Here is a 15,685-nt window from a genome sequence, read left to right as displayed (position 1 = left end):
GTGACTTATGGTTGACGGAAATTAATACCCTGACGTGTTAGGGTTGGTAATCGTCCATTTAACCTTGATAAAAAGTCTGTCCAGTTTCTGTGTTGTTTTTGTGTCCACATTCCTTCAGACATCGCTAAAATCCGTGGGAAAATCATGTAGTCCATACGATCTTGGTTATTGATGATTTCACACCAAAGGGCGCATTGAATGCCAAGAATTCGTTTACGAATAGGGTCGTTATCAGCAAGTTCTGCTAATGGTTCATAGTTATATGCATCTTCAAGAGGAAGGACGCTAGCCCAATCAACACCAGGTTCTTCTGGGGAATAATCTTGAGCCATATCTAAATACGTTGTTTGTCCTGGTTGAAGAACGACATCAAAGCCTTGTTTTGCACAATTAAGCGCAGCTTCTTCACTTAACCAAGAGTAAATAACGGTATCTTTACTTACTTTGTTTCCATGCTGAGCTTCTTCCCAACCCAGCATTTGTTTACCAAGCTGCTTTAATTTATTTTCTGCATGGCGTAATAGATGCCCTTGTAGCTCTACTGGGTCTGTATAGCCTTGTTCTTGCATTAATGCTTGGCATTTTTGGCTGTCTGTCCAAACGCCTTTTGGTACTTCATCTGCGCCAATATGAATAAAGGGAGCAGGAAATAGCTCAGCAATTTCTTCTAATACGGTATCAATAAAGGTGTAGGTTCCTTCAATTGCCGGAGATAAAACATTATCGGTGTAATGTTGAATACTGCGGTAGTTTGAGTAATCGTCTTTATCAACTAATAAATGAGGTAATGCTTTAATTGCTGCACGGCAGTGTCCAGGGATATCGATTTCAGGAATAATAGTAATACCGCGCATTTCTGCATAAGCGATGACTTCTTTTATTTCTTTCTGAGAATAAAAACCACCGTGTTTTTTTGCTACGTGAGTATATTGAGGTTCGATTATTTCCTCAGGCCCACGCCAAGCTCCGATGTCAGTTAATTCTGGAAACGCTTTAATTTCAACACGCCAGCCTTCGTCATCAGTTAGATGCCAATGGAAAACATTAAATTTATATTGAGCTAATTGATTTATTAGTCTTTTCACTCGCTCAAGAGGGTGAAAATGGCGAGCACAATCAAGCATCATACCGCGATAATGAAATCGAGGTTGGTCTTTAATCTTGGTGCATGGGATTTGCAAAGTATGTTCATTTATTAGCTGCAATAATGTGGCACAAGCGTGGGTAAAACCTTCATTTGACCCTGCCTTAATTTTAATTACTTTTTCAGCTACGGTAAGTTGATAGGCCCCTTTATCTAACGTTGGGTTGGCAATAAATATAATTTGGCCATCAGCATTAATAGGATAGTTTTTTGATGTGATTAATTGAAGCTCTTCACTTAACCAAGTTGCAGCCCCATCTGCTAGATGAGTTTGGATTTCGAGTGAAATATCATTTAAATCAAACAAACCATCAAGACGTTGAACTGATTCTGGTTTTGGAATTAATGATAATTCTGCAGGTGCGACTCTTGGTATTTGAGTTCGTGCTGTATGTGGTGACGCTAATACTATTGGAGAGATTGAAACCTCCAAAAATTGAGGTTTTTCGCTATTGGCAATGAATATAGCAGCATCATCAAGACCATCAGAAATAAAACGAAAAGGGGCGGTTCCAATACTGAATTCTACGTAATAATGGTTATTGGCTTTTAGTATTTGGTTAGCATTTGGAATGAGCTTACAGAAGCTACCGATTTGCTCCAAAGTCCCTTGTGTATTACTGTGTGGAGCTATGAAGCGATCAACCGTAAAATGAAACTGCCAATGATGAAGATCCACATCGCTTAAATTGTGTAACGTTAAGCCAAAGCGGCTTAGATTGTCTTTTTCTGACAAAACAACAAGATCTACACGATAATCCATCATATTTTCCCTATAAAATGCTAGAACAGGTTATGTTCTGCTTTTCCTGCCATCATGATGCCACCTTCAATCGCATCACATTGTGGTTGTACTAAATACTGGCGAATAGAAGGGGATAACCATTCAACAATGCGTTCGCCAATACTTCCCATTAACGCAATTTGTGTTGCGCCTTTTTTATTTAAAGCAGTTAAGAACATTTCTATATCGCTAGCTGTTTGTTGTAACAGCTCAATAGAAAGATCATCTCCTTTTAATGCAAGAGCGAAGATAGTTGGAGAAAACTGTCCATAATCACATGGACGAGCCGTTTTAGACCAATCAACAATGCTATCGATATCATGATTAAAGTGCGCTAAGACATGCTCGGTTAGAGCTGTCATAGGTTTTATACCATCGGAAGCTAAAAGGGTGCGTTGAATTAAATGAAGCCCCATAATTGCGCCACCACCTTGATCTGATATTGGAAACTCTCGGCCTCCAACAACATGCTGTTGACCATCTTGGATGTAGATACCACAAGAGCCAGTTCCTGCAATCATGATTGCTCCATTTTTTCCTTTATGAGCTCCTAAACATGCGCCGTAAGCATCTGTATTTAATGTCATTGAGGCAAAAGGGTGTTTTAGTTGCATAAACTCATGCCAAGCTGATTTTTGCTCTGCACCAGCAAGGGCAAGACCAACGTGCATTGTGGCAAAATCATTTTCTGATAATTTACTTTGTACTGCCGCTTGGGTAATCGCAGTAATGATTGAATCCATAGCAACTTCAATACCTAATAAGATATTTGCACTGCCGCTTTTCGCTTCACCTAATAAGTCACCTTGTGCATTGCGAATACGAGCGCGACAAGAAGTACCACCACCATCAATTCCAACATATAAATAGCTCATGACTATTCTCCTAGTTTCGCTTGGTAAGATGATTGAGTCATAATTGCTAATAAATACCATGCGCCGTGAGGGATCCATTGTTCACCCCAACGCCAGTTTTGTAGCATATCTTCACCGTGTGGTGCAGGATTGAAAGCGATATCTTCTTCATCGTCAAAACCACCGGTAATGCCATTACAAACACCACCTTTAGCATTAAAAAAGCCAAGATGAGGAAGGTAATCAGGGTTGTTATGACCATGACCATCTAACATGCACATATCATAAGGATTTAACCCTAATACCCAGTTCAAATTATTCTGAGCAAAGTTCTCTAATTTTTGTTTAATTTCATTAGAGGTAATATGAGGTAACACTAAGTAACTCATGCTAGCTAAAGAACCTAGGCGAGCATTCTCTCCTTGCCACCAATAACCAGACTCATTGTCATGAGCGACAAAAAAGGCACTGCGTTTTTTGCCATTAACAGGCTTAACGTATTGTTTTGGATAACCAAATGGATTGAATGTTTCTGAAGAGATAGTTAATTCAAATTCAACAGCTTGGTTGATAATTAATTGAGTATGAGCTTTACGACTATTGTCAGTTTCTATTTCTAAGTATTGAGATAGTGCAATCGTAGGAAGACCTGCTTCTGCTGCATGGAAATAAGGACGTTCGCCATTTTGAGTTGCAGACCAAAAATTGCTTTGCTGCTCATCACTTTGTTGGCGAGCTGATAATCTTTCTGCCCATGAACGAGCTTCCAGTAAAAAGGCATTATCTTGAGTTGTTTTGAATAGCTCGATAACAGCAAGAAGAGCACAATATTCATCAATGATATTCTCTTCGCCATTATTTAAATAATTAAGGTTATGTTCTTTTAGGTGCCAATAACCTTTTACCGCTGCTTCTAAATAGTTTTCACGAGTAAATTCACCATCAATATCTAAGCGAGAAGCAGAAGCAAGAGCCGCAATTGCGATGCCTCCACCTTGACGGAAACCTGCTTGGTAATCATCAGACTTAAGACCCTCTTGAGTTGCGTAAGCGCAGATATCACGTTGATTGATATCTTTACTCCACTTATCAAATACGGTCATGTAAAAGAAACCTGCCGGATTTTGCATTCGAACTAAAAAGTCAGCACCAAACAATGCCTCTTCCGTAAGACGGGTGCGAGAGAATGCGGCAAAATCCGATAGGTTTTGTGTTAGTTCTAATCCTTTTAGCATATTCCAAACAACCATTGGAATTTGCTGAGGGTTTAAGTAATTAGCATAAGAAAGGTGACTGAAATATTTACTTACATCACCAGATGCATCGTACCAACCACCATGAACATCGACGGTTTCATCACTGTTTAATACAGACGCACTTTTATCTTGCTTATCAAAAATGCCACTGCAGCGTTGAGATTTAAAATAATGTAAAACATCAGAAAAGGTATTTTTCATTAATAAATCAGTACCGATAGTGAAAGGATGAGAGGCTATCTCACCAATTACTAAAGTAAATTCACCGTGTTGTGTAAAATCAGAAAAATGAATTTCTGAAAAGTATCCTTGGTGCCAATTCGCTACTTGGAGTGATGAAGAAATAGAAAACTGATGTTTTACCTGTTGCGTTTGAGTACAAACAATTTGTCCTAATAGCTCTTTACTAAGAGGGGAGTCAGTTAATAATACGGCTGACTTAGGGCCATCAAATTCGTAGCCAATGTGGTTTGTTAACAGTTGCATCTATTTCTTCTCCAAAATACCAATTACTGCAGTTTGAGGTTAACTTGTATGAAATTAATTTTCGTACAAGTAACAACGAACAAAGTGGTTGTCTGACAGTTTTGTTACGCCAGGCATACGTTCTTTACATTTTTCTGTTACGTGAGTACAGCGACCTGCAAATGGGCAACCAGCCGACTCCGGTGTCCAAAGAGGAATTTCACCTTTATTACCTTTTAGCTTGGTATGAATCGATTTGCTTGGATCGGGTACCGCTGATACTAATAGTTGAGTATATGGATGCTGAGGGTCATGAATAATCTCATCAGTATCACCCCATTCAACCATATGTCCGACATACATTACCGCTAAGTCTTCTGCGATGTAACGAGCAGTTGCAATATCATGAGTGATGTAAAGTAGAGACATTTCTTTCTCAAACTTCATCTCTTCCATTAGGTTAAGAACACCAGCTCGAATCGAAACATCAAGCATTGATGTCGGTTCATCAGCAAGAACAACTTCAGCACCTACTGCAATATTACGAGCAAGGTTTACACGTTGGCGCTGACCACCTGAAAGCTGATGCGGATATTTTTCTGCCGTCTCTTTTGGTGGGATTAAACCGACTTGTTCTAGAAGATCGTAAACACGTTCTTCAAGTTCCTTTTTATTACCAGGAGTCACTTTCTTATGGATAAGAAGAGGACGGGCAATATGGTGGAAAATATTGTGGGTAGGATTTAAAGATCCAAATGGGTCTTGCCATACCATCTGTACACCTTCACGATATTTCATGAGATCATTTTTCTTAACGATATCTTGAATATCACGGCCTTTATATTCGATAACGCCGTCTGTTGGTGCGTACATTTTTGCGATCATTTTTGCTGTGGTGGATTTGCCAGAACCAGATTCACCAACAACAGAAAGACCACGACTTTTGTACATTTTGAATGATACGTCATTGATTGCTCGCATCATTGGGTTTTTAAGTGCGTTGCTACTTACAGGGAAATCTTTAACTAGATTTTTACCTTCAATCAGTAGTTCGCCAAATGCTTTGCTCATAATTTACTCCAGAAAATCCGTTTTATGCTTTTGCTTGTGCAATTGTTTCGCCGTAAAGATGACAATTTGACAAGTGACCAGGCTCAATCTGACGAAGCTGCGTAGGAATCGTACGGCATGCTTCGTGTACACGATCACAACGAGACTGGAAGCGACAACCTTGCGGAATCTCTAATAAATTAAGAGGGTTTCCAGGGATACCGGTTAATTTGGTTTTTGGTCCCGTTAGTGGTGGGAATGAACTACCCAGCCCTTTTGTATATGGATGGTAAGGAGAGGTTAATATCTCTTTTGAAGAAGCAACCTCGATCAATTCACCTGAGTACATGATCCCAATGCGATCAGAGAACTCAACCATTAGTGATAAATCATGCGTAATGAATAGAATAGAGAAACCAAACTCTTCTTTAAGCGCATAAATCTTCTGTAAAATTTCACGTTGAACAACAACATCAAGTGCCGTTGTTGGTTCATCCATGATGATCATTTTAGGGTTAAGTGCTAATGCGATGGCAATAACCAAACGCTGACGCATACCGCCAGAGAACTGGTGAGGATAATCACTTAAACGACTTGGGTGAATATCTACTATTTCTAATAGGCCTTGAGCACGAGTAATCGCTTGTTCACGAGTCATTGTGGTATGGCGCATGATCACATCACAAAACTGCTCTTCCATCGGAAGTACAGGGTTTAATGCGTTCATGGCACTTTGGAATACCATTGACATTTCACTCCAACGGAAAGCCTGCATTTGTGGATCGCTATATTTTAAGATGTCTTGACCATCAAATATAACTTCACCACCTGTGATGAATGCTGGCGGCTTATGCAGGCGCATTAAAGAGAATGCAATTGTTGATTTACCACAACCTGATTCACCTGCTAGACCAAAGACTTCACCTTTACCAATGTCAAAGCTCACATTGTTTACAGCACGTACATCACCTGATTCTGTAATGTAATCCACACATAGATTGCGGATAGAAATTTGTGGGTCAGTCATATCAATCTTCCCTGTTCCAATTTAATTCTGGTTTAGCTAAATCTGGTTTACGTTCAGTCGTATCTTGAGCTGCTAATTTTTTCCAACGCTTCATTCCTTTGTGAGAACGAAGTTGTGGGTTAGCAATTTCATCAACAGCGAAGTTAAGCATTGCAAGACCGACAGCAAGAAGTGTTAATGCCATACAAGGAGCAATGAGTTCCCACCATGCGCCAATTAAGATAGATGAAGACGTTTGTACGTTGTACAACATGATGCCCCAACTGATCGTACTTGGGTCACCTAGACCTAGGAATGAAATTGTTGCTTCCATCATGATTGCGTACATTACCGAACCGATGAAACTTGCACCTACGATTGAGATAAGGTTTGGAAGAATCTCAACGAAGATGATGCGCCATGATGATTCACCTAGTACTTCTGCTGCTCTTACAAATTCTTTTTCACGTAATGCTAAGGTTTGAGAGCGAATAACACGTGCGCCCCAAGCCCAGGATGTACACCCAATTATGAGGGCTATAGTCATTGGGCCAGCTTCACCAATAAAGGCTGCTAATACAAACAGTAATGGATATTGAGGAATTACTAGCATGATATTCATCGCAGCAGTTAAGATATCATCTACCTTGCCACCGAAATAACCAGCAGAGATCCCGATAATAGTTGCTAAAAAACATACAACTAAGCCAGCACCAAAACCAACCGCTAGTGATACACGAGCACCATGAGCAAGTTGAGACCAAACGTCACGACCCATACGAGTAGTACCCATTATGTGATCTGCTTTTTTAGACATCTGTAATGTACGACGATCGGTTGCTAAGTTTTCAGAAACCCAACCATCTGGATTATTTTGTGCAGACGTTACAACGAAGCTTGGGTATTCATGTGGTTTACCGGTACGTTTATCTGGAGCGTGGTCGCTAAGAAATGGTGCGAACACAGCAATGAAGATGAACATGAATAGGATACCTAAGCCAAAAAGTGATTTAGGGTTACCAGAAAGAAGTTTAATTAAGCCTTTCATTATTATTTTCCTCCCTTGCGTAGGCGAGGGTCTAGAACAACATATAACATGTCAGCAAGAAGGTTAAAGAACAGCATGAACAGAGTCATGATAAGTAGCTGACCTTGAAGAACTTGGTAATCACGAGAAGTAATCGCATTGAATAATACTGAACCAAGACCTGGGTAGTTAAAGATGATTTCAACAATAAGCTGACCACCAATTGCCATACCAAGAGACATCGATAGAGCGGTAACACTTGGAAGCATTGCGTTACGTGCTGCGTAGTTGAATACAACTCGGTTTTCGCTTAATCCCTTCCCTTTAGCCATGGTGATATAGTCTTCACCAAGTAGGTTAATCATGTTATTACGCATGTTAATTAAGAAACCACCTATTTGTACAATAGCGGCACAGAACAGCGGTAAGATTGCATGATAAGCAACGTCTTTAATAAATGCCCAGCTTGTCCAGTCCGGAATTGTTCCTGCGGTATAAGCATAACCCGTTGGGAACCATTTTAATCCGACGGCAAAGGTAAACATAGCAAGCATGGCGATAACCACTTGCGGCACAGCTTGAATAACGAGCATCCCTGGAGAAATGAAGGTGTCATAAGCACTACCACGTTTCCATGCAGCGAAAATACCTAAGATTGAACCTAGAGAGAAAGATAAAATAACTGCAGTACCAGCTAGGAAAAGAGACCAACCAAATGCGCCACCTAATAGTGTATTTACACTTAGTGGGTAAAATTTGATTGAAGTACCTAGTTCCCAAGTTAGTATGTTTTTAATATAAATAAAGTATTGTTGATAAAGTGGACCATCAACAAAACCTAGTAATTGTTTCATAGCTTCGATACGCTCAGGAGTAACCTGAGTTGTTGCATTAGCGAACATCATGGTAACTGGGTCACCTGGCATTGCTCGCGGAATAATAAAGTTAATCGTTGCAGCAACGACCAACGCAATAAAATAGAACGATAAACGTCTTAGAAAAAATCCCATAACTCACACCTTACTCATCCAGATATTATTTGCCTGACCTGGAAATCAGGACGTAAAATCCCCTGACGACAAGCGCCAATCCTTTAGCTAGTAGGGAAGGGGGAATAGGCGGTGCACAAGAGATGCACCGCAAAAGTTGTTACATATTACTTAACAGGTTTTAGGTCAAGAACGTGTAGAAGACGCTCAGGAATACCAGCCCAGATGTTTGGACGACCCTTAGGATTCTTCTCGTTCCACCAACCAGTGAAGCGTTTTGTGTTGTATTGGTACATGTAAGCGCCAGACATTACTGGGATAGTTACTTGATTTTCAGCAATGATCTTCTGAATACCATGAGCAATTTCGATTTGCTCGTCTTTATCCGCTGTTTTGTAGAAGCTATCAAGTAGAGCATCTAGTTTCGCATCTTTGAAGTAATGCATTGCGAAACGTGGCATACCATCACCGTCTTGTAGTGCAGAGTTGTATGCACTGTTCCAATATAGGTGAGGATCGGCACCATGGAAGTAGTTGGTGTAAGCTAGGTCATATGTACCTTCTAGCATTGCTTGGTTATAAACCGCAAATTCAGGAGTACGAGCTTTTGCTTTTATACCAACTTCATCAAGTTGCTCTACTGCAAGTTGAACTGTGTTGTTGAAGTCAGTCCAACCATTTGGAGATTGAATTAGAAGTTCAAATGTTTTACCTGATGGGGTATCAACATATCCATCGCCATTCACATCTTTAAAGCCAGCTTTAGCTAGTTGCTTTTTAGCTGCTTCAACGTTGTAAGTGTTGAATTTTTTATATTTATTATGTGTTGTTTCATCTGACCATGCTTCGAAGGCATAACCTAGACCTGAAGCGAAGTCATTCACAGTACCGCCGCCGTAGAATGCGATATCAATAATTGTTTGACGGTCAAGTGCCATACCCATAGCACGACGGAATTCAACATTAGTTAGTGCTTCATTTTTTGCTGCATCAGGGTTTTTGAAGTTCACCATGAATGCTTGTGTGCCTGATGGTGGGTACCAGTATTGGTGATTAGGACTTGCTGAAGCGTAAGTGCGATCAATATCTGGAATGAATGATGAAGTCCAATCAAGCTCAGAGTTAACGACTTTACCTAGTAGTTGGTCATTGTTCGCGATTTGAGGAACACGTAAACAGTCAACATCTAGGTTATCGTTATCCCAGTAATTAGGGTTACGACATTGAATATAAAGTTGTGGTGTAAATGTATCGATTTCTGTAAATGGACCAGTACCAACAGGGTTTTCATTGGTGAAGGTTGTAGGATTCTTCACCTTTGACCATACATGCTCAGCAACAATAGGTACTAAAGAGATTTCATAAGGTACGTTTGAGTTAGCTTCTGTTAGGCTGAATTTCACTTGATATTCATTCAGGCGCTCAACTTTTGTAACCCACTTGTTAATACCACGTTGGTCAAGCTCAGGCTTATTCTTCAGTAGTTGATAAGAATAGATAACATCGTCAGCAGTGAATTTTTCACCATCAGACCATTTTACGCCTTTACGAATGTCAAAAGTAACACTCATAAGGTCATCAGACATGCGGAAATCTTCTGCAAGACGCATTACTGGTTTATTACCATGCATCTCATTAAAGATGACTAATGGTTCGTAAACAAAATCTGTTGTTGTACGAAGATTAGTTGCAAGGTATGGGTTAAAGTTTTGGATCATTGTAGGGTAGAAATCTGGCACTACTGTTAGCTCACTTCGTGCCGCAGCATCTGTAGCTGCAAAACCCGTTGTTGCTGCAAGCACTGCAGCAGCTAGTGTAGTTTTTTTAATATTGGCAAGCATAGCTGTTCCTTACTCTTTGCTTTAGTTTCACGATATGTACGTCTTTATCAATTTGATAAACACACATTTAAGACCTACCTCAAATCCATTTTTCAAATTACCTTTAAATGTTTTTTGAGTGGCCTGTAGGCCTTGGGCATGTATAGGAAACCGTTTTCGTACTAAAACGTCAATTTCCATTACCGTTAAAAACGGCAAAACACCCAACTTTAACGTTAAAAACGTTACTTTCTTTATTGTAGCTCGTTTTTTACTCTAAATTTGTAGTGTGACAATAGCCACACAAACACCGTACCATAAGTTGATTTGTTAGTGGTTACTTACCTACGGTTGTTTTTTTTATATGGCTTGTCGATCAATCTTTTGATTGAGTGATAGACGTCACTTGTGATCTCTGTCATTAATTTAATTGCTAAAATTATGGGTGAAGATTTGTTGTGAGTGGCTTCTCATTATTACGACAAAAGTAGGATGAAGTGATTTTATGTAGGAATAAAGAGTTTTTCTATGCAAGCTAGATGAGAGTTAACCATCTTAATTTTAGTCGTAAAGATAGTTTGGAATAAAAAAAACTGCACTAAAAAGTGCAGGTTTTGTTCACTAAAGAATAAGATTCTAATTGGATAAAATAAGAATTTGCAGCTTATCTTTTATTCTAATTAGTTTATCCCGTTGTGGGTTTTGTTTGTCACAATGCTCTAATATATATTCTAATGTACTTATTACCGTGCGCCACCTTGGTGTCTTAGGTAGTGTTTCTACTCGTAAATACTTATCAAGCGTACGAGTTTGTAGTGTACTTCTATCCAGATAGACTCGCCATAATCCACTCTCTTCTGCGAGCGTATATTTAGTATGTCCGGTTGAATCTTCCCAGTAAACTAGCCCTGAAGTCATACCATCAACAATCAGTTCTCGCATGATTACACCTTTATCTTCTTTATTCTCATTTGCTTTTGTCACAAGCTGAGCTATGTCTCCATCAACCAAAGATAAAGAATTTAATTTTTGTTTATCCCCTTCAAAGGCAAATGCAGAGAGTGCTTCTACTGCATTTTCTAGGTCATGAATACGTTGTTCACTAGCTTCATGTTTATGACTAACAATAAGCATTAATGCTAGCCCTGATTCTGCTGGCAAATGCAAAAGGTCAGCATTAATTTGTTCTATACCACCATCAATATAGACATCAATATTACCGCGGTAATTTTGCTTACTTTCAAGTAAACTTCGTTTGGCGATAAGTTCGTCAATAGAATAACGAGAAAGCTGCTCTTCAGTTCGTTGGAATAACTTAGCCGCAGATTGGTTCACATACTGAATATTGCCATCATTCTTAGCACAAATAATGGCTTCATGAGCAAGGTTTAGTTGTTCAAGTATATGAGATTGAGTTTCTAGTAAACTAGCTTCTACCTTTTCTCTGTGGCGTATTTCTTGTTGTAATCGACTATTTTCATTAAGGAAGACCTCAGCTTGGCTTGCTTGAAGGTGGGCTTTAATACGAGCTGCTAATTCCTGTTTATTAAACGGCTTACTTAAATAATCATTAGCGCCTGATTCAAACCCTCTAATACGATCTTGAGTTTGATTTAAGGCTGTTAACATAATAATAGGAAGCTGTGAATGGTCGTATTTTTTTCGTAAAGTCTGACAAACTTCATAGCCACTCATACCAGGCATCATTACGTCTAAAAGAAGTAATTCTGGTTTTTCTTCTTCTAAGACTTGTAAGGTTTCTGGCCCATCATTGGCTGTTTTTACACGATAGCCTTCTAGCTTCAAAAAGCTGCTTAAGACCTGTAAGTTTACTGGTTCATCATCAGCGACCAGTAGAAGAGGTCCATTTGGATTTTCTGGAAGTTCTTCTGCTAATTCTTCAAGATTGTATTCTAGGTTTTCAGGTGTCTGGTAATGTGCAATATCTTCTTTAGAAAGTAATTTGTGTTGTTGGATCTGCTCTTTTGTGGCCAGAGGAATAGTAAAGCTGAAAGTCGCTCCCACCATTGGTTGACTGCTTACATATAGAGAACCACCCATTAGTTCAATCAGTTGGCGGCTAATAGATAAACCAAGCCCTGAGCCTTGACGATAGCGATTCGAGTCATGTCCTGCTTGAATTAATGGTTCAAAAATATGTTCTAATTCGTTGGCTGGAATACCGTGCCCAGTATCAACGACTTGCACTCGTAGAAATTGGTCAACGACGCTAGCTGAAATAACAATCTTACCTTCTGAGGTATATTTAATAGCATTGCCAATTAAGTTATATAGGACTTGTTCAAGACGTTGCTCATCGGCGTAAACTGATGGCAAGGATTTATCTACTTGATTGATAATACGGATCGACTTATGCCCAAGTAAATGTTGTGATAACTCTAAAACTAGACTTGTTGCAGATGAGAGATCAGCAACATGACGATTAATATCTAGGTTACCATGGCGCATTTTATGATAATCCAACAGGTCATTAACCAAATTAGTTAAACGTTGACCACTATTTATGATGATCTCTAATTGGTGTCGATGAGAAGCGGCAATTGGACCATTTTCTCCCGTATAAAGAGCTTCTGCAATTCCAACCATGCCATGTAATGGCGTTCTCAGTTCATGAGATGTTGTTGCTAGAAATTCATCTTTTAGTTTATCTGCAGCTTCTAATTCATGATTTTTATTTTGAATTAGCGTAATGTTGGCTTCTAATTCTTCATTTTGAGCTTTAATTAGTTGAATTTTATCTCGAATAGAGCGTTGCATCCGAGCAAAACTAACCGCTAAGCGCCCAATCTCATCTTTACGATCTGTACTGATCATATCTTGCTCGAGATCTCCTGCCGATACTCTCTCAGCGGCCCAAGTTAATCTTAATAAAGGAGCGGTAATAGAGTTAGATAAATAGTGAGAAGCAATTACTACACTCACAATAGCTATGATCATTGCAATAATAAAAATGTGCTCTAATTGCTGAATACGTGCAAAGGCTTCATTTTCAGGTAATTCAACAGATAATCCCCAAATGTGATTATCAATAATGATTGCCGTAAAGGCAGCCAATACTTTTTCCCCATGTTTATTTGTAAAGCTACCGACACTTGTCTCCCCAGAAAGAGCCGATATCATGTTACTCGATAGGTTTTTTTCTGTGTCACTATTATTAATTCTGGAGTAGGAATCCTCCCCGACAAAATAGGTCTTGGTTGAGTTGTTTTCTTTTTTATTATCTAAAAGAGCCGCTAAACCTGTATTTGGTAGTTTAAATAATACAAAGCTATGCAAATAACCTTGCTGAACGATAGGTGCAGCAAACCAAGAAATAGTTTCATTATTAATATTAGAAAAATCTGAAAATATAACAGGTATGTTATCTTTATTATTTGGCTTATCCATTATGTCACGTACTTTGCTGTACGTTTCTTCTAATGTCGTGCCTTTGTATTTTCCAGTTAATAAATTAGTACCGTAGTTATCTTCTTTTTTTGTCGAATAAACAACATTACCTTCAATATCAACCAAGAGAATATCAGTAAAGTCAGATCGCTTGAGTAACTCTTGGTATGCCCAATGATAACGCTTATGAAGAAGGCGATAGCGCTCACTACCCAGATATGAATCAAATTCTGGAAGAATGCTAGTTCGTATTTTGTTTCCTGAACCTTTAATATATCTTAGTTGTGCATTTTTTCTAGCATCTTCAATAGAAGTACCTAAGTGTGGGAATGCACTGATTAAACCATAAAATCGTCCACCACTGGCATTGGCAAGCTCTGAACGAGCGAATCCTAAAACTTCAGATTTTTTGGCTTTGAAGTAATTGGTAATTTGTTGTTCTTTATTATCTCTTAATGACACAAGATGAGCAGTACTTTGAGTAGCTAGATCTTGGCTGTGCGATTGAAGAAAGAAGATAGCGATAATTGATAGGGGGGTGATACTTAATGCAAGAAATGCAATCATTAACGTATTTTGAAGACGTTTAAAGTGTTGTTTTTTATCCATGTTAAGCCTGATTTACACTGTTGTCCATTCAGCGGAATTGACACAATTAACGTGTCAGTAAGTATGTGATAGTGAAATTTTAACGAGAAACTCTGCTGCTTCTTATACGTAAGTTACGTTAAAAATCAAGCAGCAGAATGGTAAGTTGCGGCGGGGTGCTAGATTATTTTTGTGCAGAGTAGATCTTAAATTTATTATTTTTAGCTAATGTTGCACATTCACCAAATGCTTTTTCAATAATTGGAGGATATTGTAAGAAGCTATTTGCCACTAAAATTAATTGTCCTCTATGAGTTAAATTTTGTGGTGCTTTTTCTAGTAACTCTTCTGTTGAAGAATAGTGAGTTTTTAAGCCAGCATGAAATGGAGGATTACTCACAATAAACTGGTAATTTTCTTTAGTATTAGAATAAACATCACTGGAAAATACATTACCTTCAAGACCATTTGCTTTTAAAGTCTCAATTGACGAGGCAATGGCAAGGGCACTGATATCGACCATATCTAAATGAATTTTAGGATTTAATGTTTTCATTACTGATCCCAAAACACCGGCGCCACAACCAAAATCAAGAACATGTCCACGCAATGATGGTAGTGTTTGTAGTAGTAACTCAGATCCTTTATCAAATTCCCCATGGCTAAATACACCAGGCAGACTTCTTACTTCTATTGTGTGCTCTTCAAATTGAACTTGATACTCTTTAAACCAATCTTGTTGATTAAAGCTTGGTACTGATTCAGTGCATTGACCCCAGTAAAAACTGCAGCGACGAGCTGAATCAAATTTAGTGATAGGTCCAAAATCGGCGAACATTTTTTCAATGCTTTTTACACCACTTCTGTTTTCACCAACGACAGCGATTTCAGTATCTTTACCTAGCTTGGCTAGAAGCATAGTCAGTAGATACTCAGCCTCAGCTTTTGCTTTTGGCCAATAAAGTAAGATCATATCGGCATTGGTATCTTCAGTTAACTCTGAACCAAAATAGCAGTCAATGCTGTCATTATTTTCAAACTGTTTGTAGTAGCCGTAGTTAGTAGTAAAAATTGACGTTGAAGCACAATGTTTGACTAACTCAAGTGGGAAATCATCAGTAAGTTCACCAGCAATGAGAACGTGTTTGCCTTCGAAATAAGCAAGTTGACGTTGAGTGATTTGACTTGGAGCTGAGTAAGACATAATGGCCTCGAAAGAATACAAAAACTGACGAGATTGTCCCACAAAGGAAGGGGAAGGAAAAGAAAAGTAAGAGGCTGTTTATGTGAGTAA

At 38.8% G+C, this 15,685-nt stretch carries 10 protein-coding genes; all 10 read right to left on the bottom strand.

Annotated elements, in window-relative coordinates:
- Positions 1 to 5 precede the first annotated feature (5 nt).
- Complete coding sequence (locus tag ACU5DF_RS16375; RefSeq protein ID WP_446714260.1) at positions 6 to 1,907, bottom strand: beta-N-acetylhexosaminidase; 1,902 nt, start codon at positions 1,905 to 1,907, stop codon at positions 6 to 8.
- A 20-nt stretch (positions 1,908 to 1,927) separates the two neighbouring features.
- A complete protein-coding gene (locus tag ACU5DF_RS16370) occupies positions 1,928 to 2,803 on the bottom strand; it encodes a glucosamine kinase nucleotide-binding domain-containing protein (protein ID WP_446713572.1) in 876 nt (291 codons plus the stop codon).
- A 2-nt stretch (positions 2,804 to 2,805) separates the two neighbouring features.
- Entirely contained in the window at positions 2,806 to 4,524 is a 1,719-nt protein-coding gene (locus ACU5DF_RS16365) for a glycoside hydrolase family 9 protein (RefSeq protein WP_446713571.1), read from the bottom strand.
- A 54-nt stretch (positions 4,525 to 4,578) separates the two neighbouring features.
- Entirely contained in the window at positions 4,579 to 5,574 is a 996-nt protein-coding gene (locus tag ACU5DF_RS16360; RefSeq protein ID WP_446713570.1) for an ABC transporter ATP-binding protein, read from the bottom strand.
- 22 nt (positions 5,575 to 5,596) lie between these two features.
- Positions 5,597 to 6,580, bottom strand: a complete 984-nt coding sequence (locus tag ACU5DF_RS16355) for an ABC transporter ATP-binding protein (RefSeq protein ID WP_060994148.1) — start codon at positions 6,578 to 6,580, stop codon at positions 5,597 to 5,599.
- Between the two features lies 1 nt (position 6,581).
- Positions 6,582 to 7,607, bottom strand: a complete 1,026-nt coding sequence (locus ACU5DF_RS16350) for an ABC transporter permease (protein ID WP_045101247.1) — start codon at positions 7,605 to 7,607, stop codon at positions 6,582 to 6,584.
- A 2-nt stretch (positions 7,608 to 7,609) separates the two neighbouring features.
- The gene (locus ACU5DF_RS16345) at positions 7,610 to 8,596 is read right to left on the bottom strand and encodes an ABC transporter permease (RefSeq protein ID WP_446713569.1); all 987 of its coding nucleotides are present in this window, start codon (positions 8,594 to 8,596) and stop codon (positions 7,610 to 7,612) included.
- Between the two features lie 146 nt (positions 8,597 to 8,742).
- Positions 8,743 to 10,416, bottom strand: a complete 1,674-nt coding sequence (locus ACU5DF_RS16340) for an ABC transporter substrate-binding protein (protein ID WP_446713568.1) — start codon at positions 10,414 to 10,416, stop codon at positions 8,743 to 8,745.
- Positions 10,417 to 11,031: 615 nt separating this feature from the next.
- The gene (locus ACU5DF_RS16335; RefSeq protein WP_446713567.1) at positions 11,032 to 14,412 is read right to left on the bottom strand and encodes a response regulator; all 3,381 of its coding nucleotides are present in this window, start codon (positions 14,410 to 14,412) and stop codon (positions 11,032 to 11,034) included.
- A 163-nt stretch (positions 14,413 to 14,575) separates the two neighbouring features.
- Complete coding sequence (gene rsmC / locus ACU5DF_RS16330) at positions 14,576 to 15,595, bottom strand: 16S rRNA (guanine(1207)-N(2))-methyltransferase RsmC (RefSeq protein ID WP_446713566.1); 1,020 nt, start codon at positions 15,593 to 15,595, stop codon at positions 14,576 to 14,578.
- Positions 15,596 to 15,685: the final 90 nt, after the last annotated feature.

This window comes from Aliivibrio wodanis (assembly GCF_052920805.1).
The sequence above is the reverse complement of the archived record's forward strand: the minus strand, read 5'-3'. Positions and strand labels throughout refer to the sequence as shown.